Below are 25,553 nucleotides of genomic sequence, written 5' to 3'. Positions count from 1 at the left end.
CTCCATGCCTGGTATGACTTTTCCATCCAGCATCGCGCAATCCTGTGGGCACCCTGGGGCGGGCTCGTATTGTTGGCAGTGGCGCTTCGCCGCACGATGAAACAACGCGACAAGGTCGTTGCACTGATTGCAGGAACATATGCCCTGCAGCTGGCCGCCGTTTTCATTTTTTCGATCGCGGGGGAATACCGGTACCTTCTGGCGTTTTTCACTGCACCGCTGGTTTTGCTCCCCATCATTTGCCGGACATCGGAGCAAGAAAATGCCTAACGTCACCATAGCGCTCACACTGCTCTGCGTGCTGTCCATCAGCGTTGGGCAAATCCTGTTCAAGAAAGCGTCCGGAGCGTTCTCAGCGCCGTTGACATGGCAGGCGTTTGTCTTCAATGGCTGGCTCATCGCGTCGCTGGTTCTATACGGCCTCACAACGCTGGGCTGGGTATGGATTCTGCGCAATGTACCCCTGCATCTTGCCTACCCCTTCATGGGCCTTGCATTCCTCATCGTTCCAACGCTGGCCTGGATGTTCCTTGGCGAGCCTCTGCATTGGCGCACGCTGGCTGGCGGTGCGCTGATCATGGCAGGCGTGGCGTTGGCCTCCACCAGCTGAGAAAACGAAAATGCGCATTGCTGTCGCCATTCCCTGCTACAAGGTATTGCAGCATGTCCTCGGGGTCATCTCCGCCATTGGGCCCGAAGTGAACGTCATCTACGCTGTAGACGACGCTTGTCCTGACGGCAGTGGCCGCTTTATTGAAAAGCACAACTCGGACCCTCGCGTCCGCGTACTTTACAACCCCGAGAACCGGGGCGTGGGCGGTGCCGTAGTAACGGCCTACGAAGCCGCTATCGCCGATGGGATAGACATCGTAGTCAAGATTGACGGTGATGGACAAATGAACCCAGCGCTGCTCCCATTGTTCGTACGACCTCTCATACGCAGGCAAGCCGACTACACAAAGGGCAATCGCTTCTATCGGCCCGAATCCCTGCACGGCATGCCTCCAGTGCGGATGTTTGGCAACGCGGTGCTATCTTTGATGACCAAGTTCAGTTGCGGCTATTGGTCTTCAATGGATCCGACCAATGGCTACACCGCTATTCATACAGCGGTTTTACGCCAACTACCGCTTGCGAAACTGGAGCGCCGGTATTTTTTCGAAACAGATATGCTTTACCACTTGAATACCATTCGAGCGGTCGTACACGACGTTCCCATGGATTCAGTCTATGCATCCGAAGAGTCGAATCTAAAGGTCTCCAAAATACTGCCTGAATTTTTGGGCAAGCATATTTCTCGGCTTATCAAGCGCTACGTGTACCTGTATCTCCTGCGGGATTTCAATATCGGTAGCCTATACAGCGTCCTAGGCGCATTGTTGTGCCTAATAGGCATCACCTTCGGTGGCTTTCATTGGCTCCACGGAATGGCCACCGGAGTTCCCGCTTCCAGCGGAACTGTGATGTTCGCCGCGCTGCCACTCATTATCGGCATTCAGTTTTTGATTGCTTTTTTGCACTATGACGTGAGCAACGTGCCGCGCGAGGCTCTCAGTCCCGAGTTATCCGATGAGGACTGATACCGCTGTCAAAACCGACCTGCACTGGATCCAAGCCCTGCGTGGCATTGCTGCGCTGATGGTGCTCTTCTTCCACATGCACCCTCATTGGGATCTGTCGCCGATATTGTCTGCAACCAGCACGATCACACGGTGGGGCTTCTCAGGGGTAGACATTTTTTTCACACTCAGCGGCTTCGTGGTCTACCGCTCGGCCCTGCGCACCATTCCTGGGAGCGGCATCAAGCCTTTCGCGATGAAGCGGTTGCGACGCATCTATTTGGGTTATTGGCCCGTTCTGCTGCTCATCGCACTGACGACAGTCTGGACATACCAGGAGAGCCTGCCACCACTGCAGAAGATAATTTTCAGCACACTTCTGCTGTACCCCAACATTTGGGACAACTGGCTGCCTCCAGCATGGTCGCTGACGATGGAAATCTACTTCTACCTGTGGATCATTCCCATTGCAGTCGTTCCGACGCGATATCGGATCAAAGCCATCGTTTTGATAATGCTGGTACTCGCGGCTTGGGGCATCGCATGGGTCATCATCGACCCGCAAGGTGTGTTTGAAGGCAACCAACCGCTACGGTATGGACTCACCGGACTGGGGCTGGAGTTCCTGGCAGGAGCACTGGTCGCCCACGCCTATGACAGACGCGCTCCAATCTTTCGAACACGTCAAACCACCATCCCGCTGTGCCTCCTGCTGATAGCCTCGGGCTTTGCGGTAGGTTCCATGTCGCCGTTTTTTGATCGTGTCGAAGTCATGCGGGCGGCGAGCTTCGGGGTGGTGGGCGTTGCCACTCTAGTCATTGCCCTGTGCCTCGAGCAAACCAGGTTTTCACCGCCCACCTGGCTGGTAGCGGTGGGCGATGCTTCGTACAGTTTGTATCTGCTTCACACCTTCCTGCTCGATGCCAGCGGTCGAATGCGCATGTCCCTTGGTATTTCGGAACCGCAGTCATTGCTCTTCTTCCTGCTCGGTCTTCCCGTTGCAATTGTTGGCATCAGCATGCTGTGGTTCCGCTGCATCGAGAGGCCCCTCCTGCAAGCTGCGCGCTGATCATCAGGCCAGAACACTTCCTGCATCTGCCACATGCTGCCCCTGCCTCACTGGAATTTGGCCGCTCGCTCCACCATCGCGGGAATATTCACCGACATCGACGACACSCTGACCACCGAGGGCGCCATCACGCCCGACGCACTGCAGGCGCTGGCTGACCTGAAGGCGGCGGGCCTGGTGGTCATTCCCATCACCGGACGGCCGATTGGCTGGTGCGAGCCTTTCATGGCGGGGCCTGCCGGTTCGACCTGGCCTGTCGATGCCATGGTGGCAGAGAACGGTGCCCTGGCATTTACCCGCAGCTCTGGCGCTCAACCAACGCTGGTCAAGCGCTACCAACAAGACGCCGCCACGCGCAATGCCAACCAGGCGCGCATGCGTGAGATCGCCGCCCAGGTCGCTGCGGAAGTGCCAGGTGTCGCCCTCAGCCGCGACAGCGCCGGGCGTGAGACGGACCTGGCCTTTGACTATGCAGAGTTCGACCGGCACGCGCCCGACATCGTGGAGCAGGTGCTGGCTGTGCTGCAGCGCGCTGGCATGCAGACCACGGTGAGCAGCATCCACATCCATGGCTGCTTTGGGGACTTCAATAAATGGCAGGGTGCCAACTGGATCGTGCGCGAGCTGCTGGGCCGCGACCTTGCGCAGGAGCTGGACCGCTGGGTGTTTGTGGGCGACTCGGGCAATGACCAGGCGATGTTCCAGCACTTCACCCACAGCGTGGGCGTGGCCAACATCGCGCGGTTTGCCCCGCAGCTCACACATCTGCCACGTTATGTGACGCAGGGCGAACGGGGCGCGGGGTTTGCCGAAGTGGCGCAGGCGATCCTGGCGGGCCGCTGACTGTCAGCGAAGCAAGCGCAGCACGCAACAGGGCGCAGTCGCCACAGCCCCTGGCTGATCGACGCAACGGGGTCAGCGCTCCCGGGACGGCACAGTGTACGCAAGACCTCCAGGAAGCAGTTTTGACTGAAAACGCCCGCTTGCGCTAGTGGAATAGGCCGTGATAGCTATTGTTTCAATAGCACGACCATCAAGCCTTGAGGAAGATATCGGTATCCGGCGCAAAACACGCATGCAGCGGCAGCAGCGCTCCGCCCAGCGCACGGGCGTCCGAGCCCATGGTGCCCAGCTCCAGCCGGGGGGGCTGGTGCAGGCCTTCCCAGTTGTAGTCGGCCAGCGCGTGGCGGGCACTTTCGCACAGCGCCTGCAGCAGCTCGGGGGCCGCAGCGCCATCGACCACCACGGCATCCAGGTCCAAAAACGCGGTGGCCGAGACGATGCAGTGCGCCAGGCCCGCCGCAGCGCGCGCGATCCAGCCCCGGCTGTGTTCCAGCCACGGGGCCTGCAGCACACGCTTGTCGTAGGCGGCCATGGGGTCGAGTCCGTGTTCGCGAAAGCGCTGCTCCAGCTCCCACAGCGAAGCCTGGCTGATGAGCTGCGCGGGGGCCTGGCCCGGCTGGGCGGGTGACAGCGGCAGCGAGGCCACCGCACCCGCGTTGCCATGCAGACCGCGATGCAGGTGCGARTTGATGACCAGCCCGCCGCCCACRAAGGTGTCCATGAACAGGTACAAAAAGCTCGGGATGTCGCGCCCGCGCCCCTGCAGCAGCTCGGCCACGCAGGCGGCGGAGGTGTCCTTGGCAAAGCTCACGGGCAGCTCGGTCATCTGCTGCACCTGCTCGGCCAGGTCGATGTTGTTCCAGGCTTCGGACTGGGCCTCGGTCAGCCCCAGCATGCGGTGCCAGCCGCCGAGCTGGAACGGCGCTGCCACGCCCACACCCACCACGCGCGAGCGCAGCGGGCCCAGGCCGTCGAGCAGCTGGTTCAGGTGCGTGCGGATAGCGGGCAACAGCACGTCGATGTCGGGGAAGGCGTAGTCGAGCACGATGCGCTCGCGCACATGGCCGGTGAAGTCGAYCAGCAGCCAKTCGGCGCYGCGSCGGCCSAYCTTGATGCCGATGGCAAAGGCSCCGTCGGGGTTCAGGCCAATCGGCACCGAAGGCTGGCCCACGCGGCCACGCACCGGGGCTTCGCGGCGCAGCAGCTGGTCTTCGTCCAGCCGCGCGGTGATGAGGCCAATGGTCTGCGCCGTGAGGCCCGTGACCCGTGCCATCTCGGCCTTGGCCAGGCTGCCGTGGGTGCGCAGCGCCTGCAGCACAACGCGCTCGTTGAACTGACGCAGCCCCACATGGTTGGAGCCACGCTGGCGCAGCAGCGCGGGGCTGGCGGCAGTGTTGTCAACGGCGGGTAGGGATGCGTCGGTGTCCAGCATGGTGATGAAACGGTCAGGCGTTCAGAGTGTCGCCGATGACGCCCTTGCGCAGCAGGAAATTTCCCCAGGGCTGCAGTTCGCCAGTGACGACGATGGCATAGGCCTTTTTGACGCGCTCGTAGAACGCATACCGCTCCACGCCTTCGGCCTGCGCGCTGGCCACGCCCTCGCGCGCCAGCATGGCCATGGTTTCGCGCTGCAGGGCTGATCGGTACGGCGCCTCGGTGCCGCCCACCTGCATATAGGCCACGGGGTGCGGCACATCCTGCGCCAGGGGCAGCACGCTGGCCACGGCCTGCACAGCGCGCGCCATGCCAATGCCGGGCAGGCGCAGCACAGGCTTGCCAGTGCCCAGGCTCATGGCGGTGAAGTTGGCGTCAGCCAGCACGATGGCGTCGTCATGGCCCATCTCGGCCAGCACCTTGAGCAGGTCGGGGGTCAGCAGGGGGTCGATGTTTTTGAGCATGGCAGCGTCTTCAGGCAAGGCATTCAGCGGGCAGGTCAGACGCGGCCATGGCACCGGTCATCACGGCCACGGTATCGCTCATGCTGATCTTCTTGGGGTTGACGACGGCGGCGCGCTTGCCCAGGCGGGCGATGTGGATGCGGTCGGCAATCTCGAACACATGGGGCATGTTGTGGCTGATGAGGATGACGGGCAGGCCCTTGTCGCGCACGCGGCGGATCAGCTCCAGCACCATGTTGCCCTCCTTCACGCCGAGGGCGGCAGTGGGCTCGTCCATGATGACGACATGGCGTGCAAACGCTGCGGCGCGCGCCACAGCCACGCACTGGCGCTGGCCGCCCGAGAGCGTCTCGACCGCCTGCGTCATGGAGCGGATGCCCACCTTCAGCTCAGCCATGCGGGCCACGCTTTCTTCGAGCATCTTTTTCTTGTCGAGCATGCGCAGCGCGCTGCCCAGCAGTCCGGGGCGGCGCAGTTCGCGGCCGAGGAACAGGTTCTCAGCAATCGTCATGGCCGGGGCCACGGCCAGGTCCTGGTACACGGTTTCGATGCCCGCCTTGCGCGCATCGATGGGGCTTTTGAACTGGATGCGCTGGCCGTCGAGCAGGATCTCGCCTTCGTCGGGCACGGTGGCGCCCGACAGCGCCTTGATCAGGCTCGACTTGCCCGCGCCGTTGTCGCCGATTACGGCCAGGATTTCACCGGCGCGCAGCTCAAAGTCGGCGCCGTCGAGTGCAGTAACTTGGCCGTAGCGCTTGACCAGGCCCTTGGCCTGCATGACCAGCGGGGCGTTCGTGGTGTGTGGGGAGGTGGTCATGATCAACGCACTCCTTTGCGCGAGAGTTGGTCGGTGGCCACGGCCAGGATCACGAGGATGCCGGTCACCAGGATCTGGTACACCGACGACACGCCCATGAGCGTGAGCCCATTGCGGAACACGCCCACAATCAGCGCCCCCACCAGCGTGCCCAAAATCATGCCGCGCCCGCCAAACAGGCTGGTGCCGCCCAGCACCACTGCGCTGATGGCGTCGAGGTTCTCGGTCTGGCCCGCGTTCGGGTCGCCCGCGCCGGTGCGGGCCACCGACAGCACCGACGCGATGCCGTAGAACAGGCCCGCCAGCACGTACACGCCCAGCAGCACCTTGTCGGTGGCAATGCCGGTGAGGCGCGTGGCTTCGGGGCTGTTGCCCACGGCGTACACGTGGCGGCCGGGCGCGGTTTCGCGCAGCGCAAACCAGGTGACGAGGTACAGTGCCAGCATGAGCACGGCCCCCCACACGATGGCGGTCTGCCCCAGCTGGAAGGTGTTGCCCAGTGCGGTCATGCCAGCGGGGATGTCGGTGATGGTCTGCGCGCCCGAGTACAGCTGCGTGGCGGCAAACGCGATGTTGAGCGTGCCCAGCGTAACGATGAAGGGCGGCAGCTTGATCTTGGTGACGAGCAGGCCGTTGATCAACCCGAACAGCATGGTCACCGCCATGCCGCAGGCAATCGCCACAGGGGCAGAGAGGCCGTAGTCCGCCGCCATCTTGGTCATCACGATGCCACCCAGTGCCATGACCATGCCACACGACAAATCGATGCCCGCGGTGAGGATCACCAGCGTCTGACCAATGGCGATGACCGCCACCACCATGACCTGCTGCAGGATGAGTGCGAAGTTCTGCGCCGACAGAAAACGTTCGCTCTGCGTGGCAAAGAAGGCGCACGCCAGGATCAGCGCGATGAACGGCCCCAGCGTGGCCAGCGGCGGTAGTTTGGATGCGGTCGAGGACATGGCGGCTCCGTGCGGGTGGACAAAGGGGGCGCTCAGGCAGGCCCGTTGCGGCTTGCCTGGCGCCAGATCAGCAGAGGCCGCTTATTTAGCGCCCCAGCACAGGTCGGTGCCGGTCTTCACATCCTTGCTGTCCACGCCCGCCATGGGCTTGGCAGCGATCAGCGTCACGCCGGTGTCGGTGTAGCCGCTGACCTTCTTGCCGGTCTTGGCGTATTCCACGCCTGCCGCCACGCCCATCGCGGCCATGCGCAGCGGGTACTGCTGGCTGGTGGCAGCGATCACACCCTTGCCCACGTCGGCGATGCCCGCGCAGCCACCGTCCACCGAGACGATGAGCACGTTCTTCTCCTTGCCTGCGGCCTTGAGCGCGTTGTAGGCACCGGCAGCGGCGGGCTCGTTGATGGTGTAGACGATGTTGATGTCGGGGTTCTTCTGCAGGCAGTTTTCCATGCCGGTCTGGCCCTTGGCGCGGTCACCAAAGCTGTCGGCCATGCACACCACTTCGGCGGGGCGCGACAGCTCATTGCTCTTGGCGTCATTCGCCTGCAGGCCAAAACCCTTCAGAAAGCCGTTGTGCCGCTGCGCACCCACGGGGTGTCCGGGGAACAGGTCCAGCGTGGCGATCACGGGCTTCCTGCCTGCAGCCGCGGCCTTGGCGTATTGGCCGATCAGCTCGCCCGCCTTGTAGTTGTCGGTGGCAAACAGCGCATCCGTCGCATCCATGGGCTCGGTGGGGCTGTCCAGCGCAATCACCATCACGCCGCGTGCCTGCGCCTTCTTGATGGCGGGCACGATGGCCTTGGCGTCGCTGGGGGTGATGAGGATGGTCTTGGCGCCTGCGGCGATCAGGTTCTCCATGGCCGTGACCTGGCCCGCGTTGTCGCCGTCGGTCTTGCCTGCCGCCGACACCAGCTTGGCGCCCAGCTTCTTGGCCTCGGCCGTGGCGCCCTCTTTCATCTTCACGAAGAAGGGGTTGGTCTCGGTCTTGGTGATAAGGCCGATGACGGGTTCGGACGTCTGTGCCTGGGCCAGGCCACAGGCCAGGGCGCCGGTGAGGGCAAGGGCAGAAAGCGCGAAAGCGGGGGTGCGTTGCATGGCGTTGTCTCCGGGTTTTGGGATGGCAGATTCCTGTCGGCCCCGTGCTGCGCGGCTGGCAGGTGAACCACTCTTGTCGGGTGGATGGGATCGAACTATAGTGGCCGACAAGTTAATAAATCAAGTGGATTTAATTATGGTTTTCCCTATCCAGTCCGCCGACTCCAGCCCCGCCCACACCGCACCGCCGCTGCGCGTGGCCACGGCGGGCGAGGCATTGTTTGACCTGATCGAAGAGCCCGATGGCCGCCTCAAGCCCTGCGCGGGCGGCGCGGTGTACAACCTCACGCGAGCGCTGGGTTTGCAAGGGGTGGGCACGCTGTACCTCAACCCGCTGTCGGGCGACATGCTGGGGCGACAACTGGCACGCGGCCTGCACGATGCGGGCGTGGCCCTGGCCTCCCCCACGCCGGTGCGTGCGCCCAGCGCGCTGGCGCTGGCCGCACTGGATGCCGAGGGCAAGGCCAGCTACAGCTTCTACCGCGACGGCGTGGCCGACCGCCAGGTGACGGCCGCCGCGCTGACGGCTGCTTGCGCCGCATTGCCAGAGCTGCAAGTAGTGGCCACGGGCTGCCTGGCGCTGGTGGCGCAAGACGCCACCATCTACCTGCCCTGGCTGGCGGCGCAACGCACAGCGGGCCGCATGGTGGTGGTCGATGCCAACCTGCGCCTGTCGGCCATGGACGATGCGGAGGCCTACCGCGCCAATGTGATGGCCGCCCTGCAGCACGCCCACCTCATCAAGGTGAGCGACGATGACCTGGAGGCGCTGGCCGTTCCGGGCGCCAACGCATTGGAACGCGCCCACTATTTGCAGCAGCAAACACAGGCGCAATGGCTCGCCCTGACCCTGGGGCCGGAAGGTGCCTGGCTGCTGCAGCGCGACGGCTTGGCCGTGCATGCGCGCGAAGAAGCGCCGATCACGGTGGTGGACACCGTGGGTGCAGGCGACTGTTTTCTGGCGGGTTTGATCACCGCCTGGCTGGCAGGGCCTGAGCGGGGCGAAGAAGCGCTGACCTTGCGCCCGGGTGGCCTGACGGCGCCCGTTGCGGAGGCCCGGCTGCGCGCCGTGCTGCACCATGCGCTGGCCAGCGCCAGCCACTGCGTGGAGCGGGCGGGCTGCACGCCGCCCCGCTACGAAGAAGTGCAAGAGCGGCTGGCGTTGCGGCGCTCAGCGACCGCAGCCGGCCAATAACACTTACTCGGCGGGTTTGGCGGCCGGCTTGCGGGCCCGGCTGCGTGGACGGGGAGCGGCCGCCTTGGTGGGATCCGCGTCTTGTGCCTCAGCGGCTGGTGCGTCGGCCACAGAAGCCGATGCCTCGGCAGCTGTAGCACCGCCCGCATCCGCCACGGCACGCGCGCCACGCGCTCGGGGCGCAGCAGCAGCCTTGGGGGCGCTGGCAGCTGGCTTGGCACCGCCTCCACTGCGAGCGCGGCTGCGGCGAGGGGCTGCAGGCTCGGCACCATCGTTCTCAGCAGGCATCTGCGCTGCCGGGGCCTCGGAGCCATCCAACGCTTCGGTGCGCGCATCCTGCTCAGGGCTGCTGTCGATCACCCGCTCCAATGGCCCGGCCTCGTGGGCCACCGGCTGGCTGAAATAGCGGCTGGCCGGGCGCTCTGACGGCACATCCGCCTGCTCGGACGCCTGTGGCTCCTGGTTCGAGTCATTGCGCGGCTCGCTGCGCTGCGTGGAGCGGGTGTCGGGGCGGTCTGCGCCCTCACCGCGACGCCCCCGGCTGCGGCCCGGCGCGCCCTGCCCTTCGCCACTGTCAGAACGCAGATCGGGTGCCGTCGCCACCGCATGAAAGTCATGCCGCGTGGCGCCGCCCTGGCTGGCTCGCTCACCGGCTCCTTCAGGCCGCGCGGGCGCGGCGGCGGCAGTCGGCCCACCGTGGCTGCGGAACACATACGCACCCGATTTTTCATCGCGCCCAAACTCCAGCAGCCCACGCGCCTGCGCTTCCTCCAGCAAGTTGCCAAAGGTGCGAAAGCCGTAGCGGCCTTCGCTGAAATCGGGCTTGCGGCGCTTGATGGCCTCCTTGAGCACCGAGGCCCAGATCTTGCCGGTGTCGCCGCGCTCGGACAGCAGGGCTTCAAACGTTTCGGCCGCCAGCTCCACGCCCTGGGTGCGGCGCGCGTCCTGGCTTTCCTTGCGGCTGCGCTCCTCCTCGGGGCTGCGACGGGGTGCTGGTGGCGGGTTGCTGCCAGGGCTCTGGCGGCGGGCCTGGGCGCGCTGGTTTTCACGCACCAGGTCGTCATAAAAGATGAATTCGTCGCAGTTGGCGATCAGCAGGTCCGAGGTGGACTGCTTCACGCCAACGCCGATCACCTGCTTGTTGTTCTCGCGCAGCTTGGACACCAGCGGCGAAAAGTCCGAGTCGCCGCTGATGATGACGAAGGTGTTGACGTGCGACTTGGTGTAGCAGAGGTCCAGCGCGTCCACCACCAGGCGGATGTCGGCCGAATTCTTGCCCGACTGGCGCACATGGGGGATCTCGATCAGCTCGAAATTCGCCTCGTGCATGGTGGCCTTGAAGCCCTTGTAGCGCTCCCAGTCGCAATAGGCCTTCTTGACCACGATGGAGCCCTTGAGCAGCAGGCGCTCCAGGATGGGCTTGATGTCGAACTTTTCGTACTGCGCATCGCGCACGCCCAGGGCGACGTTTTCAAAGTCGCAAAACAGGGCCATGCTGATGCTGTCGGAGGGGGATGCCATATCGTGTGTGAGTTCCGTTCAATGCTGCGGATCATCACACGGAACGCATTGCACCCTCCGAAGGGAGTGGCCTCAGGTGGGTTTGGCCAAGCCCAGTTTCTCTACCAGCGCCTTCTCGCGCGTGAACGTGTCCTGCGCAAACTTCTTGTACGCCGCCGTGCTCATGTACATCGGCACCATGTCATAGCGCGCCAGGGCCGTGCGATAGCTCTCCTGCTCCATGGCCTGCTTGAAGGCATCGTGCAGGCGCTTGACCACCGCATCGGGTGTGCCCTTGGGTGCGCCAATGCCAAAGGGCGAGTTCTGCACCAGGTTCAGGCCCAGCTCCTTGAGCGTGGGCGCATCGGGGAACTTGGCCAGGCGCTCGGCGCCCCAGGTGTTGAGCACGCGCAGCTTGCCAGCCTCGACCTGCGGTGCAAAACCGGTGGAGTCGGCCGCCGCCATGATCTGCCCGCCCAGGATGGATTGCATCAGGTCGGCGCTGCCCTTGTAGGGCACGTGCAGCAGCTCCAGGCCCAGCTGCTGCGCGATCAGCTCCATGGTCAGGTGCGGGCTGGTCATGGTGCCGGTGGAGCCGTAGCTCAGCTTGCCGGGGTTGGCCTTGGCCCAGGCCACGAAGTGCGTCCAGGTCTTGAGCGGGGAGTCGGCAGGCACCACCAGGCCAAACGCGTAGCCGGTGACGTTGAGCACGTAGCTGATGTCCTTGACCGGGTCCCAGTTGATCTTGGTGGTGTAGGGCAGGCGGAACACGCCCAGCGGAATCTGCGCCACCGTGTAGCCATCGGCCGGAGACGTTTGCAGCTGCTGTGCGGGCAAGGTGCCGCCGGCACCGGGCTTGTTCTCCACGATCACGGGCTGTCCCAGGATCTTGCTGGCGTTGTCGGCCAGCGACCGCATGGTGATGTCGGTGGGGCCACCGGCCGGGAAGGCGATGACCAGCTTGATGGGCTTGCTGGGAAAGCTCTGGGCCTGCGCCAGGAATGCGGGGGCAGCGAGGCTGGCGGCTCCCCATTGGATGATCTGGCGACGTTGCATGGCGAGGCTCCTGAAAATGCAAAAACAAAGACTTCGCCATTGGACTGCAGGCCGCGCTGCGGTGGCATGCGGAAACCCCCTAGCCGCTGTCGCTCAGGTGCCAGCGCGCAGCCCTTGCGCTGGTGCACCGCCAGGGCCGCATCACGCCTTGTAGGTGGACAACAAGATACTGGTTTCGGTGTTGCCAATGCCGGGCGTGAGGCGAATGCGGCCCAGGGCCGCGTCAAACGCCTCCAGGCTCTCGGCACGCACCTCGGCCACGATGTCCCAGCGGCCATTGGTGGTGTGCAGCGTCCCCACAGTGGGCTCGCCGCGCAGCGCCCGGATGACGGCGGGGGCGGCATTGCCTTCGACCGCAATGCTCATCCACGCCCGGATGCGCTGCGGCTCGGAATCAGGGCGCAGGCGCACGGTGTAGCCGGTGATGACGCCGCTCTCTTCCATCTTGTGCAGGCGGTTCTGCACTGTGCCGCGCGACACGCGCAGCTTTTGCGCCAACGTGGCCACAGGGGTGCGCGCGTCGGCGCGCAAGATGCTGATGATTTCGCGGTCGGTGTCGTCGAGCTTGGTCATAGTGGGCTTCAGAACTGGCAGAACGGCAATTTATCAGCCATTTTGACCAGTTGTGAGGCTAGAGGATAGCAGGGGCTGCCAAGAAAATTCTGGGACTTCTTCCCGCTTCTTTCACACCCAGCCCCGCCATGCACGCCTCAGTCCAAGCCCCCAGCGCCGTTGTGATGGTGCGCCCGCACAGCTTTCACCCCAACCCCGAAACCGCCGCCGACAACGCCTTTCAAGTGCGCACCGCGCAGCCGGCGGCCCGTGACACCTCGCGCCGCGCGTTTGCCGAGGTCACTGCTGCGGCAGAGCGCCTGGAGGGCGCAGGGGTGCGCGTGCACCTGTTCGACGCCCCCGGCGAGCACGACACGCCCGACGCAGTGTTCCCCAACAACTGGTTCTCTACCCACGCGGGCGGCCATGTGGCGATCTACCCCATGTACGCCAGGAGCCGGCGGCGAGAGCGGCGCAGCGATGTCATCGAGTTGCTCAAGGCCGAGTACCGCGTGCAGGACGTGATCGACTACTCGGGACTGGAGGCCGATGGCATGTTTCTGGAGGGCACCGGTGCGATGGTCCTGGACCACATCGGCCGCATTGCCTACACCGCGCAATCGAACCGCGCCGACCCCGTGGCTCTGGAGCGCTTTTGCACGCACTTCAACTACGAGCCCATGGTCTTTGCCACGGCCGACGACGAGGGCCAGCCCTGCTACCACACCAACGTGATGCTCTGCATTGGCACCGCGTTTGCGCTGGGTGGCTTTCACATGATCACCGATCCTGCGCGCCGTGCAGCCGTGTGCGAGCGCCTGCGCGAGACGGGCCGCGAGGTCATCGCCCTGAGCCCCCACCAGATCAGGGAATTTGCCGGCAACGCGCTGGAGCTCTCGGGCGCCCAGGGCCGGGTGCTGGCGCTGTCGGCGCGCGCCGCTGCCAGCCTCACACCGGCGCAGCGTGCCACCATCGAGCAAAGCGCCCGCTTGCTGCCGTTGGACGTGCCAACCATCGAACTGGCGGGTGGATCGGTGCGCTGCATGCTGGCGGGGGTGCACCTGGCTCGGCGCAGTGCGGGGGGCTGAAATTTCAGTCCAATTCACTGCTTGCGCTAGTCGAATATGCCCGAATAGCTATTGAATTTATAGCAGGCTACTTCAGCTGGTTGCCTGATGGCGGACCCTGCACGTCCAGCCGCGCATCACAACCCACGCCCGATGCGATCCAGCGCCGCGCCAGCGCCGACATGGCGCGCACTGCCCAGGGGTGGGTGAGCCCCGTCACCCCGGCCGGATCGGCCACCATGCCGCACCAGTAGCGCTGGTCCACATCGCTCCAGCGCAGGGCTACGCAGGCGCCACGGCGGCGGCGCGAGACCAGTACACCCAGCGGACATGGTTCCGCCAGGCAACACAGACCACAGCCATTGCAGGGCGCTCCCTCGACCGGCTTAGCAGGTGCTTCGGGGTGCAGCCACACCACGGTGGTTGGTTGAGGGGGTGGTACGGGCATGGACGATGGGTAGCGTGCAGCGCGGCCACAGCGCCGCAAGCACACCGATGCATTGTGCCGCCAGCAAACCGCTGCGCGCACCGGGATCGCAGGTGCACAGGTTCGCCCAGCCCTGTGCCGCAACCCGAGGGAGAGCGGTGTGCACCCGCCCCACGCACGCCCCATAAAAAAAAGCCCCTGCCGCTATCGCAGCTGGGGCTGAACCGGCCGAAGGGACCGGGGAGGGAGACAAGCAATCAGATCTTGAACCGGGTCTCCGAGGCGCAAAACGCGGACTCAACAGCCCGAAGGACGGTTGGGGCGCATGGGTACGATGCCGCTGACGCGCAGCGTGGCGCCAGATCCATCCGACGCCGTCAGCGTCTTGCCGCTGAAGCGCACCTGGTCGCTTTCGCGGACCACGGCAGTGTCGGTGGGTTCGCCGCTGCCGTATTCCTTGCCATCGAACGTCAGGAACACCTGGTGCAGGCTGGTGGCGTCGGGGCGGTAACGGATATCGCCAAAGGCCGTGGCCGATGAGCCCACCTTGTTGGCGCCATCAAACCGGAAGGTGCACAGCTCCGGCACCGAACCGACAGGGTTCTTCTTGTCGACATCGGTGAGGTTGAGAGCGCCATTGCCATACACGCCATTCAGGCCGTCGATGGTGGCGTTGCTGACTGTCAGCACACCGGGCTCGTTGCTGGGAGATGGGTCGTCGTTATTGCCACCGCCGCAGGCCACCAGCAACACGGAGGTGGCCGCCAGAGCGGTACAGGTCTTGAGGAATTTGAATGCGTTCATGGTGATGGGCGTCCTTGAAATGTGGATGGAAGGTGGGGAGCCGATCCCCTGCAATCCATCGTAGGAAGCCCATCCCATGCAGCGCGTGCGCCATGTTCTGCGCAGTGCGTAGGACAGAGGCCGACAGGGCTGTGCGCCAACCACCAGGCTGGCCCAGCCTCCTGCCGTCAGCCCTGCAAGCCTCAGCGGGCCAGCACGGGTGCGAGGGCCTTGCCGGTGTGGGTACCCGCCGCCACCACGTCTTCGGGCGTGGCCGCCGCCACGATGCGACCGCCTGCGCCACCACCCTCGGGCCCCAGGTCCAGAATCCAGTCGGCCTCAGCGATCACGTCGAGGTCGTGTTCGATCACAATCACGCTGTGGCCGCCGTCCACCAGGCGGTGCAGCACGCGGATGAGCTTGTCCACGTCGGCCATGTGCAGGCCCACGGTGGGCTCGTCCAGCACATACAGCGTGTGCGGTGCCTTCTGGCCCCGTCGGCCCACCTCGTCGCGCACCTTGSTGAGTTCGGTCACCAGCTTGATGCGCTGCGCCTCGCCRCCSSWGAGCGTGGGYGACGGCTGGCCCAGCGTGAGGTAGCCCAGGCCCACGTCCTGCAAGAGCTGCAGCGGATGCGCAATGCTGGGCATGGTGGCGAAGAAGCCCACGGCCTCGTCCACYTCCATCTGCAGCACSTCRCCGATGCTCTTGCCGCGCCAGSTCACGGCCAGCGTTTCGGGRTTGAAGCGCGCGCCRTGGCAGRYCTCGCAGGGCACCTTCACRTCGGGCARGAAGCTCATCTCGATGGTGCGCACGCCSGCGCCKTCGCAGCYGGGGCAGCGGCCTTCGCCGGTGTTGAAGCTGAAGCGCCCGGCCGCGTAGCCACGGGCCTTGGCCTCCAGCGTTTCGGCAAACAGCTTGCGGATGGTGTCCCAGAAGCCGATGTAGGTGGCGGGGCACGAACGCGGCGTTTTGCCAATGGGCGTCTGGTCCACYTCGAGCACGCGGTCGATGCTCTCGAAGCCCGACAGGCCCGTGCAACCGACCAGTGGCGGCGCCTTGCCAGCGTCCATGGCATCGCGCCCAGCCTTGGTACTGCGCTGCTGCACCCAGGCCTGCACGTTGGCCAGCAGCACATCGCGCGCCAACGTGGACTTGCCCGAGCCACTCACGCCCGTCACCGCCACCAGGCGGTGCAGCGGCACGGTGGCCGTCACGTTCTGCAGGTTGTGCAACTGCGCGCCATGCACCGTGAGCCAGCGCATGGCAGCGCGCTCCTTGGCTTCATTGAGGGCGTCAGCGGCCAGCGATGCAGCCTGCGCCGCACGCTTCTTGACGGCGGCGCTTTGGCGACCCGTGGGTGCGTCCGCCTCGGCCTGTGCAAAGACCGCCGTGGCCTCGGCACTCACCTCGCTGGGCGCCATGCTACGGCGCAGCTGCAGCGGATGCTTCATGGCGTGCAGCAGGTACCGGCCGGTTTGCGAATCCTCCGCGCCCGTGATGTCGGCCACGCTGCCCTGCGCCACSAGGCGSCCGCCGCGTTTGCCSGCGCTSGGGCCGATGTCGATGATGTGGTCGGCRCGGCGRATGGTGTCYTCGTCRTGCTCCACCACCACCAGCGTGTTGCCCTTGTCGCCSAGCTTGTGCAGMGCGTYSAGCAGGATCTGGTTGTCGCGYGCATGCAGGCCGATGGTSGGCTCGTCGAGCACGTAGCACACGCCCTGCAGGTTGCTGCCCAGCTGCGCCGCCAGGCGGATGCGCTGCGCCTCGCCGCCGCTGAGCGTGGGCGCACCCCGGTCCAGCGTGAGGTAGCCCAGGCCCACTTCTTCCAGAAATTCGAGGCGGCTCTGGATCTCGGGCACCAGGTCGCGGGCAATGTCGGCCTCGCGCTGGGTCATGCCACCTTCAATGCGCAGGGTCTCGACCCAGCGGCGCACGTCCGTGACGGACAGCGCGGCAATGTCGGTGATGCCCACACCGGCAAACTGCACAGCACGCGCGGTGGCGTTCAGGCGTGTGCCGCTGCAGCTCGGGCAGGCCGTGTCGGCCAGGTCTTCCACCTCGGGCTCGGCRAAGGTCTGCTCACGGCCTTTTTCCTTGTCGTCCTGCACCGAATCGTCAAACACCTTGCGCTGGTCCTTGSTGAGCTTGACRCCSGTGCCCACGCAGTCGGGGCACCAGCCGTGYTTGCTGTTGTASSWGAACAGGCGCGGRTCSAGCTCKGCRTARCTGGTGSYGCASACCGGGCAGGCGCGTTTGGTGGAGAACGCCTGCAGCGTGCCAATACCGGCCGTGGGCTGGCCGCCCTCCATGGCTTCGCGCAGGCCTGTGATGCCCGAGAGAACATGCACCACGCCCTTGCCATGCGTGAGCGCATCGGCCAGCGCGGTGCGCAAAGCCGCTTCGTTCTCGGGCGACACATCGAGGCTGGCCACGGGCAGCTCGATGGTGTGTTCCTTGAAGCGGTCGATGCGCGGGAAGTTCGTGGTGGGCAAGAAGTTGCCATCCACGCGCAGGTGCGTGTAGCCGCGCGGACGCGCCCAGTCAGCCAGTTCGGTGTAGACGCCCTTGCGGTTCATGACCAGCGGCGCGAGCAGGCCGATGTGCTGGCCGCGGAACTGCGTGAGCAGCTGCGCGGCGATGCTCTCGGGCGTCTGCGGCTGCACGGCGGCGCCGTCCTTCACGCAGTGCTGCGTGCCGAGCTTGACGTACAGCAGACGCAGGAAGTGCCACACCTCGGTGGTGGTGCCCACGGTGGACTTGCGCCCGCCGCGCGACAGGCGCTGCTCGATGGCGACGGTGGGCGGAATGCCGTACACCGCATCCACCTCGGGCCGGCCTGCAGGCTGCACGATGGAGCGCGCATAGGCATTGAGAGATTCGAGGTAGCGGCGCTGGCCTTCGTTGAACAGGATGTCGAACGCCAGCGTGGACTTGCCCGAGCCGCTCACGCCCGTCACCACATTGAACTTGCCACGCGGGATGTCCACGCTCAGGTTCTTGAGGTTGTGTTCCTTCGCATTGACGATTTCTATGGCGTTTTTGGCCGCAGGCGCTACATCCATATGCGCAAGGCGCTCTGATTTTCGTAGCGCAGCAGCCTTTTCGTGCACAGAGTGGCCGCCCACGCCCAGCGCCAGTTCGTAGTCGCGCAGTGCCTGCCCGGTGTGCGAGGTGGCATGGGCCCGCACATCTTCAGGCGTGCCCTCGGCCACGATGAGGCCACCCGCATAGCCGCCTTCCGGCCCCAGGTCGATCAGCCAGTCGCTCGCACGGATCACGTCCAGGTTGTGCTCGATGACGATGAGCGAGTGCCCCGCGTCAATGAGCTTGCGCAATGCGCGCATCAGCTTGGCGATGTCGTCAAAGTGCAGGCCGGTGGTGGGTTCGTCGAACAGGAACAGGGTGCCCTTGCGCGCCACCGTCTGGCGCGATTTGCTTTGTACGCGTGCAGCCTCGGCCAGAAAACCAGCCAGCTTGAGGCGCTGCGCCTCGCCGCCCGACAGGGTGGGCACCGGCTGGCCCAGCGCCACGTATTCGAGCCCCACGTCCACGATGGGCTGCAGCGCGCGGATCACGTCGCGGTCGTTCGCAAAGACGGCCGCAGCTTCGGCCACGGTCAGCGCCAGTACATCCGCCACGTTCAGCGATTTGCCACTGCGCTCGATGGTGATCTCCAGAATCTCGGGGCGGTAGCGCTTGCCGTCGCAATCGGGGCAGCGCAGGTACACGTCGCTCAAAAACTGCATCTCCACATGCTCAAAGCCCGAGCCGCCGCAGGTGGGGCAGCGCCCGTCGCCGCTGTTGAAGCTGAACTTGGCGGCGGTGTAACTGCGCTGCTTGGACAGCGGTGCCACGGCGAAGAGTTCGCGGATGCTGTCCCACGCGCCCACGTAGCTCACGGGGTTGGAACGTGCGGTCTTGCCGATGGGCGACTGGTCCACGAACACCACGTCCGACAGGTGGTCGGCGCCCAGCATGCGGTCGTGCGCGCCCGGTGCATCGGTGGCCTTGCCGAAGTGGCGCAGCAGTGCGGGGGCCAGCACGTCCTGAATCAGGCTCGACTTGCCCGAGCCGCTCACGCCCGTCACGGTGACCAGGCGCTGCAGCGGGAATTCGACCGTCACATCCTGCAGGTTGTGCTCGCGCGCGCCTTCCAGGATGAGGCGTGGGGTCGATTCCGTCACCATGCGCTTGAAGCCAAAGCCCACATGCTTGCGCCCGCCCAGGTASKSGCCSGTGAGCGTGTCGGCMTYGCGCAGSTSGKCGGTGSTGCCGTCGAACACGATCTGMCCGCCSAGGCGGCCCGGGCCGGGGCCCATGTCGATCATGCGGTCGGCCGCGAGCATCACGGCSGGGTCGTGCTCSACCACCACCAGGGTGTTGCCCGCGTCGCGCAGGCGCAGCATGGCCTCGGTGATGCGRTGCATGTCGCGCGGGTGCAGGCCGATGCTGGGTTCGTCCAGCACAAACAGCGTGTTGACCAGGCTGGTGCCCAGCGCCGTGGTGAGGTTGATGCGCTGCACCTCGCCGCCGCTGAGCGTGCGGCTTTGGCGGTCGAGCGTGAGGTAGCCAATGCCCACATCACACAGGTACTTGAGGCGCGTGGTGATTTCTTCGTGCAGCAGCTTCAGCGCCTGGGCATCGCCGCCTTTGGCGTCGTCACCCACCGGCAACTGCATGCGCGCAAAGAACTGGCGCAGACGGTCGATGGGCAGCAGCATCAGGTCGTGCAGGCACAGGCCGGGCAGCGCTTCGAGTTGCTCGCGCGACCACTGCACCCCCTCAGGCATGAACCGTTTGCCGGGCTCCAGCACCGCGTCGGCATCTTCCTTGCGGCCGATGCGCCAGAGCAGGCTTTCGGTCTTGAGGCGTGCACCCGCGCAGGTGGGGCATGGCGTGTAGCTGCGGTACTTGGACAAGAGCACGCGGATGTGCATCTTGTAGGCCTTGCTTTCCAGGTACTCGAAGAAACGCTTGATGCCATACCACTGCTTGCTCCACTGGCCGTCCTTGTAGCCGGGCGCGCCGCCGATGACCCATTTCTTCTGATCGTCCGTGAGCTTGTTCCAGGGCGTGTCGCGCGGGATGCCTGCCGCCTCTGCGTGGCGCATGAGGTCGTCCTGCGCTTCCTTCCATGCCGGCGTCTGGATGGTCTTGATSGCRCCGGCGCGCAGGGTGAGCTTGTCGTTSGGGATSACSAGGCCSWRGTCSACGCCGATCACGCGGCCRAAGCCSCGGCAGSTGTCGCASGCGCCSACGGCSGAGTTGAACGAGAAGGCCGAGGGGATGGGGTCGCTGTAGCGCAGGTCGCTGTCAGGGCAGTGCAGGCCGGTGGAGAAGCGCCAGAGTTCGGCCTCACCCTCATCCACGAGACGATAGACATTCAGCCGCCCCGTGCCGCGCTTGAGCGCGACCTCGATGGCTTCGATCACACGCGCCTTCTCGGCGTTGCCCAGCCGGAACCGGTCGGCCACCACATCCAGCACCTTGCGCGGGCCGGTGGGCGTGGCCACTTCGCGCTCGGCCTGCACCTTGGTGAAGCCACTGGCAGACAGCCATTGCTCGACCTGCTCGGCGCTGGTGTTGGCAGGCAGCTCCACGGGGAACGTTAAGACGATGCGCGGGTCGCCCGCTGCGGCGCTGCGCTGCTGTAGCTCCGCATAAATGGTCTCGGGCGTGTCATGCCGCACCGGCTGTGCCGTCTGCTTGTCGAACAACTGGCCGGCACGCGCGAACAACAGCTTCAGGTGGTCGTTCAGCTCCGTCATCGTGCCCACGGTGGATCGGCTGGAGCGGACCGGGTTGGTCTGGTCGATGGCAATGGCCGGGGGCACACCCTCGACCTTGTCCACGGCGGGCTTGTCCATGCGGTCGAGGAACTGGCGCGCATAGGCGCTGAAGGTCTCCACATACCGGCGCTGGCCCTCGGCATAGAGCGTGTCGAASACCAGGCTGGACTTGCCCGAGCCACTGGGGCCTGTGACCACCGTGAGTTCTCCGGTACGGATGTCCAGATCCAGGTTCTTGAGGTTGTGCTGGCGTGCGCCGCGGATTCGGATCAGTCCCTGGGTCATGGAAGCGGTCTTTCGGGTGTGAGGCGGGACATTCTAGGGACGCACCTGGCGTTTGCGCCTGCGCGCGCCGATTACCCCCGAGACGCGCTGCGGTGCTTTGACCGTGGACAAAGCACAAGCAATGGAGCAGCGGCGGGCGAAAAGCGGGTGTTCTGGCCCGAAACATCGGTTTAGACTGCGGCCTTTCACACAAAACAAGAGGAGACCGCCATGACAAAACAATGGCAACTGCGAGCGGCCGGCCTGGTCCTGGCGCTTGCGGCCAGTGCAGCCAGCCATGCCCAGATCCTGATCGGCCAGACAGCAGGTTTCAGCGGCCAGGTGGCAGCGGGCGTGAAAGAGACCACCGATGGCGCGCTGCTGTTCATCGACGCCATCAACGCCAAGGGCGGTGTCAATGGCCAGAAGATCGAGCTGATCTCCCTGGACGACAAGTTCGACCCCAAGCTGGCGGCGGAAAACGCCCGCACGCTGATTGAGGACAAGAACGTGTCGGCCCTGTTCCTCAACCGGGGCACACCCCACACCGAGGCCATCCTGCCACTGCTGGATAAACACGGCGTGGTGCTGGTGGCACCGTCCACCGGCGCCATGGTGCTGCACCAGCCGGTGCGCAAATACATCTTCAATGTGCGCGCCACCTACCAGCGCGAGGCCGAAAAGGCAATCACCCACCTGGCCTCCATGGGCATCACCCGCGTGGCGCTGGTGTACGCGGACGACAGCTTTGGCGCCGACGGCATCCAGGGCGCGCAAAAGGGGCTGGCGGCCGCCAAACTGACGGCGGTGGTATCTGAAAAATTCGACCGCGCCAAGCCCGACTTCGCCCCCATTGCCGCCAAGGTGGCCAAGGCCGATGCGCAGGCGGTGCTGATGGTGGCCTCGGGCTCTGCGGTGGTGGATGCCACCACCGCGCTGCGCACTGCGGGCTCGGCCGCGCAGATCGTGACGCTGTCCAACAATGCCTCCAGCGGCTTCATCAAAAGCCTGGGGGCCAACGCGCGCGGCGTGATCGTGACCCAGGTGTTCCCCAACGAACGGGCCGTGACCTACCCGATGGTGAAGGAAGCCCAGGAACTGGCCAAGACCAAGGGGCTCACCGAAATCAGTCCCGCCATGCTGGAAGGCTTTGCCGCCGCCAAGGTGCTGGTGGAAGGTCTCAAGCGCGCGGGCCCCAAGCCCACCCGCGAGAAGATCCAGGTCGCGCTGGAGAGCATCAAGAAGCTGGACCTGGGCGGTCTGGAGGTGAACTTCAGCCCCGAGGACCATACCGGGCTGGACTTTGCCGACCTGGCCATCATCGGCACGGACGGGCGCTTCCGCCGCTGAGCGCTCGCCTACGCGTTTTTACAGTTGTCCCGCGCGGGGGCGTCCCTACACTCGGGCGCTCCACACGCAGGAGACAACCCCATGAAGAAAACTGGCCTGGCCGGCGCGCTCTGCGCCCTGGCTGCCGCCCTGGGCCTCGGTTCGGCCCATGCACAGATCCTCATTGGCCAGACGGTGGGCATCACCGGCTCGGCCGCCGCCACGGTGGCCGAATCCATGCAGGGCGCAGCCCTCTACATCGACCATGTCAATGCCAAGGGTGGCGTGGGCGRGCAGAAGGTGGAGGTGCTGTCGCTGGACGACAAGTTCGACCCCAAGCTGACCCTGGACAACACCCGCACCCTGATTGAACAAAAGGGCGTGATCGGCCTGTTCATGACCCGTGGCACGCCCCACACCCAGGGCATCATCCCGGTGCTGGAGCAGCATGGCGTGCCGCTGGTGGGGCCGTCCACCGGGGCGATTGCGCTGCACCAGCCGGTGAGCAAATACGTGTTCAACGTGCGGGCGCCCTACCAGCGCGAGGTGACCAAGGCCATTTCGCACCTGCATACGCTGGGCATCCAGCGCATTGGCGTGGTGCATGTGGACGATACGTTTGGCGCCGACGGACTGGCTGGCGCACAGGCCGGATTCAAGGCCAACAACATCGAGGCGCTGTTCATCGAAAAGTTTGACCGTGCCAAGCCCGACTACAGCGCCATCGCCCCGCGCGTGGCCGGCAAGCAGCCCCAGGCCGTGATCTTCATCGGCACTGGCGCTGCGGTGGTCGACGGCATCAAGGCCTTGCGCGCCGCGGGCGTTGCCGGACAGATCGTCACCCTGTCCAACAACGCGTCGGGCGGATTTGTGAAGGCCCTGGGCGACCAGGCCCGGGGCGTGGTGGTGACGCAGGTGTTCCCGTCCGAGCGATCTCTCAACTACCCGGTGATCAAGGAGGCCATCGATCTGGCCAAGGCCAAGAACATCGGCGACCTGACGCCCGCCATGCTGGAGGGCTTTGTGAGCGCCAAGGTGCTGGTGGAAGGCCTCAAGCGCGCGGGTGCCAAGCCCGACCGCGCCAAGCTGCATGCGGGGCTGGAGAGCATCCACAAGTGGGACCTGGGTGGGCTGGAGCTGAGCTACAGCCCCACCGACCACAGCGGGCTGGACTTCTCCGACCTGTCCATCATCGGCACGGACGGCCGCTTCAAGCGCTGACGCGGCGCAAGCGCCCGCGCGTGACGACACGACAAAAAAAGGCCCTGCCAGCGATTGCTGGCAGGGCCTTTGTCATGCCGGGCAATGCGCTTATTGCGCGCTGGCAGCCGATGCAGGGGCTGCAGCGGGTGCCGGCGCGGCGGCGGCTGCGGGTGCAGCTGCGCTGGCGGGTGCCTCGGGGGCGTGCACCGCATCGGCACCGTGCTTTTCTCCGCCCATGTCGGCCTTGTCGCCCGCCGTGATGATCACGTACATCGACAAAGCGRCAAACAAGACGAAGCCAACAACAATCTTCCACATATCAATATCTCCTGGGATGGGTTTGTTCAATCAAGGGGCCTGGCTGACGCGCAGGGTTGTGGTTTGTACTGGTGCGCGACACAAGCCCCTTGATGGAACACAGGGCCCGACCCTTGCGGGGCGGGCCCTGTACACCGGTCAGTAACGATCAGTCGTTGGCGTAGATGTCCACGTCCTTGGTTTCCTTGATGAACAGGCCACCGATCACCACCGTGGCACCGGCGATGATGATGGGGTACCACAGGCCGTTGTACATGTTGCCGGTCTGGGCCACGATGGCAAACGCCGTGGTGGGCAGCAGGCCGCCGAACCAGCCGTTACCGATGTGGTACGGCAGGGACATGGACGTGTAGCGGATGCGGGTGGGGAACATTTCCACCAGCATGGCGGCGATGGGGCCGTACACCATGGTCACCAGCAGCACCAGGTAGGTCAGGATGATGGTGACCATCACCTTGTCGATGCGTGCAGGGTCAGCCTTGGTGGGGTAGCCAGCGGCCTTCAGGTCGTCGGCCACGAGCTTCTTGAACTCGGCGTCCTTCTTCTTGGCTTCGTCAGCGCTCAGGCCCTTGCTGGTGTACGAGGGGATTGCGGTTTCGCCAATCTTGATGCTCGCCACCGTACCGGCGGGAGCCACAGCGTTTTCATAGCTCACCGAAGCGCCAGCCAGCACCTGCTTGGCGATGTCGCACGAGCTGGTGAACTTGGTGGTGCCGGTGGGGTTGAACTGGAACGAGCACTCGGCAGGGTCAGCGGTGATCACCACCTTGTTCTTGGCCTGGGCTTCGGCCAGGGCAGGGTTGGCCGCCTTGGTCAGTGCACCGAACACAGGGAAGTACGTCAGCGCGGCCAGCAGGCAGCCKGCCAKGATGATSGGCTTGCGGCCGATCTTGTCCGACAGCGWRCCGAACACSAYGAAGAACGGCGTACCAATCAGCAGCGACACGGCCACGAAGATGTTGGCGGTGGCGCCATCGACCTTCAGCGCTTGCGTCAGGAAGAACAGCGCATAGAACTGGCCCGAATACCACACCACGGCCTGGCCGGCGGTCAGGCCCACCAGTGCCAGGATCACGATCTTCAGGTTCTTCCACTGGCCGAAGGATTCGGTCAACGGTGCCTTGGAGGTCTTGCCCTCGGCCTTCATCTTCTGGAAGGCAGGCGATTCGTTCATCGACAGGCGGATCCAGACCGARAYGSCCAGCAGCAGGATCGACACSAKGAACGGAACACGCCAGCCCCAATCACCAAAGGCTTCTTCGCCCAGCACGGTGCGGGTGCCCAGGATCACCATCAGCGACAGGAACAGGCCCAGCGTGGCGGTGGTCTGGATCCAGGCGGTGTAGGCGCCGCGCTTGCCGTGCGGTGCGTGCTCGGCCACATACGTGGCAGCACCGCCGTATTCACCGCCCAGTGCCAGGCCTTGCAGCAGGCGCAGGGCAATCAGGATGACGGGAGCGGCCACACCGATGGACGCGTAGGTTGGCAAGATGCCCACGATGAAGGTGGACAGGCCCATGATCAGGATGGTGACCAGGAACGTGTACTTGCGGCCGATCATGTCGCCCAGGCGGCCGAAGAAGATGGCGCCGAAGGGACGAACAATGAAGCCCGCCGCAAACGCCAGCAGCGCGAAGATGAASGCCGMRCCGGCATCCAGRCCGCTGAAGAACTGCTTSGCGATGATSGCKGCSAGCGAGCCGTASAGGTARAAGTCGTACCACTCGAAAACGGTGCCGAGCGACGAGGCGAAGATGACCTTCCTCTCTTCGGGCGACATCGGCCGCGGTGCGGGATGAACAGTTGCCATGGTGTGTGTCTCCT

Annotated in this window: 21 protein-coding genes and 1 pseudogene; 9 read left to right on the top strand and 13 right to left on the bottom strand. The window is 65.1% G+C overall.

From position 1 onward, the window contains the following. The 5 genes and pseudogenes from AC04MI_RS05430 to AC04MI_RS05410 all read left to right on the top strand — a co-directional run. Positions 1-270, top strand: a pseudogene (locus AC04MI_RS05430) (hypothetical protein); the annotation flags it as partial. Beyond that, complete coding sequence (locus AC04MI_RS05425; RefSeq protein WP_056057932.1) at positions 263-610, top strand: DMT family transporter; 348 nt, start codon at positions 263-265, stop codon at positions 608-610. The pseudogene AC04MI_RS05430 and the gene AC04MI_RS05425, both read left to right, overlap by 8 nt. Positions 611-620: 10 nt before the next feature. Beyond that, a complete protein-coding gene (locus AC04MI_RS05420) occupies positions 621-1,580 on the top strand; it encodes a glycosyltransferase family 2 protein (protein ID WP_436077551.1) in 960 nt (319 codons plus the stop codon). Next, complete coding sequence (locus AC04MI_RS05415) at positions 1,570-2,628, top strand: acyltransferase family protein (protein WP_288851778.1); 1,059 nt, start codon at positions 1,570-1,572, stop codon at positions 2,626-2,628. The genes AC04MI_RS05420 and AC04MI_RS05415 overlap by 11 nt, the downstream gene beginning before the upstream one ends. 33 nt (positions 2,629-2,661) lie before the next feature. Continuing rightward, positions 2,662-3,471: an HAD-IIB family hydrolase gene (locus tag AC04MI_RS05410; protein WP_436077550.1), complete on the top strand. Its 810-nt coding sequence runs from the start codon at positions 2,662-2,664 to the stop codon at positions 3,469-3,471. A gap of 190 nt (positions 3,472-3,661) precedes the next feature. On the opposite strand, the gene AC04MI_RS05405 is transcribed toward AC04MI_RS05410, so the two are convergent. The 5 genes from AC04MI_RS05405 to AC04MI_RS05385 form a co-directional block, all read right to left on the bottom strand. Further along, the gene (locus tag AC04MI_RS05405) at positions 3,662-4,903 is read right to left on the bottom strand and encodes an ROK family transcriptional regulator (protein WP_476497243.1); all 1,242 of its coding nucleotides are present in this window, start codon (positions 4,901-4,903) and stop codon (positions 3,662-3,664) included. A gap of 13 nt (positions 4,904-4,916) precedes the next feature. Then, on the bottom strand, positions 4,917-5,369 hold the full coding sequence (locus AC04MI_RS05400) for an RbsD/FucU family protein (RefSeq protein WP_288851776.1): 453 nt from the start codon (positions 5,367-5,369) through the stop codon (positions 4,917-4,919). A 10-nt stretch (positions 5,370-5,379) separates the two neighbouring features. After that, complete coding sequence (locus AC04MI_RS05395; RefSeq protein WP_288851775.1) at positions 5,380-6,186, bottom strand: ATP-binding cassette domain-containing protein; 807 nt, start codon at positions 6,184-6,186, stop codon at positions 5,380-5,382. Between the two features lie 2 nt (positions 6,187-6,188). Continuing rightward, positions 6,189-7,148: an ABC transporter permease gene (locus AC04MI_RS05390; protein ID WP_057270395.1), complete on the bottom strand. Its 960-nt coding sequence runs from the start codon at positions 7,146-7,148 to the stop codon at positions 6,189-6,191. Positions 7,149-7,229: 81 nt separating this feature from the next. Next, positions 7,230-8,243 (bottom strand): sugar ABC transporter substrate-binding protein, encoded by a 1,014-nt coding sequence (locus AC04MI_RS05385; protein ID WP_056057916.1) that lies wholly within the window; start codon positions 8,241-8,243, stop codon positions 7,230-7,232. Between the two features lie 136 nt (positions 8,244-8,379). Here AC04MI_RS05385 and AC04MI_RS05380 point away from each other — a divergent pair, with 136 nt between their 5' ends. Beyond that, positions 8,380-9,438 carry a PfkB family carbohydrate kinase gene (locus tag AC04MI_RS05380; protein WP_056057914.1) on the top strand — a complete coding sequence of 353 codons (1,059 nt, stop codon included), beginning with the start codon at positions 8,380-8,382 and terminating at the stop codon, positions 9,436-9,438. A 3-nt stretch (positions 9,439-9,441) separates the two neighbouring features. On the opposite strand, the gene AC04MI_RS05375 is transcribed toward AC04MI_RS05380, so the two are convergent. The 3 genes from AC04MI_RS05375 to AC04MI_RS05365 all read right to left on the bottom strand — a co-directional run bounded on the left by AC04MI_RS05375 (position 9,442) and on the right by AC04MI_RS05365 (position 12,567). Further along, a complete protein-coding gene (locus tag AC04MI_RS05375) occupies positions 9,442-10,959 on the bottom strand; it encodes an NYN domain-containing protein (RefSeq protein WP_436077549.1) in 1,518 nt (505 codons plus the stop codon). A 72-nt stretch (positions 10,960-11,031) separates the two neighbouring features. Further along, the gene (locus AC04MI_RS05370; RefSeq protein WP_395456390.1) at positions 11,032-11,994 is read right to left on the bottom strand and encodes a Bug family tripartite tricarboxylate transporter substrate binding protein; all 963 of its coding nucleotides are present in this window, start codon (positions 11,992-11,994) and stop codon (positions 11,032-11,034) included. Between the two features lie 141 nt (positions 11,995-12,135). Next, positions 12,136-12,567: an Lrp/AsnC family transcriptional regulator gene (locus AC04MI_RS05365; protein WP_056057905.1), complete on the bottom strand. Its 432-nt coding sequence runs from the start codon at positions 12,565-12,567 to the stop codon at positions 12,136-12,138. 128 nt (positions 12,568-12,695) lie between these two features. Between AC04MI_RS05365 and ctlX the strand changes: the two genes are divergently transcribed. Then, positions 12,696-13,634: a citrulline utilization hydrolase CtlX gene (gene ctlX, locus AC04MI_RS05360; RefSeq protein WP_395456392.1), complete on the top strand. Its 939-nt coding sequence runs from the start codon at positions 12,696-12,698 to the stop codon at positions 13,632-13,634. A 67-nt stretch (positions 13,635-13,701) separates the two neighbouring features. On the opposite strand, the gene AC04MI_RS05355 is transcribed toward ctlX, so the two are convergent. The 3 genes from AC04MI_RS05355 to uvrA form a co-directional block, all read right to left on the bottom strand. Further along, complete coding sequence (locus tag AC04MI_RS05355; RefSeq protein WP_436075730.1) at positions 13,702-14,061, bottom strand: hypothetical protein; 360 nt, start codon at positions 14,059-14,061, stop codon at positions 13,702-13,704. Between the two features lie 276 nt (positions 14,062-14,337). Continuing rightward, a complete protein-coding gene (locus AC04MI_RS05350; protein WP_056057896.1) occupies positions 14,338-14,844 on the bottom strand; it encodes a hypothetical protein in 507 nt (168 codons plus the stop codon). 182 nt (positions 14,845-15,026) lie between these two features. Further along, positions 15,027-20,900, bottom strand: a complete 5,874-nt coding sequence (gene uvrA, locus AC04MI_RS05345) for an excinuclease ABC subunit UvrA (protein ID WP_476497240.1) — start codon at positions 20,898-20,900, stop codon at positions 15,027-15,029. 210 nt (positions 20,901-21,110) lie between these two features. Here uvrA and AC04MI_RS05340 point away from each other — a divergent pair, with 210 nt between their 5' ends. Next, the gene (locus tag AC04MI_RS05340) at positions 21,111-22,229 is read left to right on the top strand and encodes an ABC transporter substrate-binding protein (protein WP_192422265.1); all 1,119 of its coding nucleotides are present in this window, start codon (positions 21,111-21,113) and stop codon (positions 22,227-22,229) included. Between the two features lie 81 nt (positions 22,230-22,310). Then, positions 22,311-23,429, top strand: a complete 1,119-nt coding sequence (locus tag AC04MI_RS05335) for an ABC transporter substrate-binding protein (protein ID WP_476497239.1) — start codon at positions 22,311-22,313, stop codon at positions 23,427-23,429. A gap of 90 nt (positions 23,430-23,519) precedes the next feature. Here the strand turns inward: AC04MI_RS05335 and AC04MI_RS05330 are convergent, their stop codons facing one another. Further along, positions 23,520-23,729, bottom strand: coding sequence for a hypothetical protein (locus tag AC04MI_RS05330; RefSeq protein WP_476497238.1), 210 nt, complete (start codon positions 23,727-23,729; stop codon positions 23,520-23,522). A 148-nt stretch (positions 23,730-23,877) separates the two neighbouring features. Then, complete coding sequence (locus AC04MI_RS05325; protein WP_476497236.1) at positions 23,878-25,539, bottom strand: MFS transporter; 1,662 nt, start codon at positions 25,537-25,539, stop codon at positions 23,878-23,880. Positions 25,540-25,553 lie beyond the last annotated feature (14 nt).

Source organism: Acidovorax sp. LjRoot204, assembly GCF_056175785.1.
Note: the sequence above shows the minus strand (reverse complement) of the source record. Positions and strands in the feature narration are given on the sequence as shown.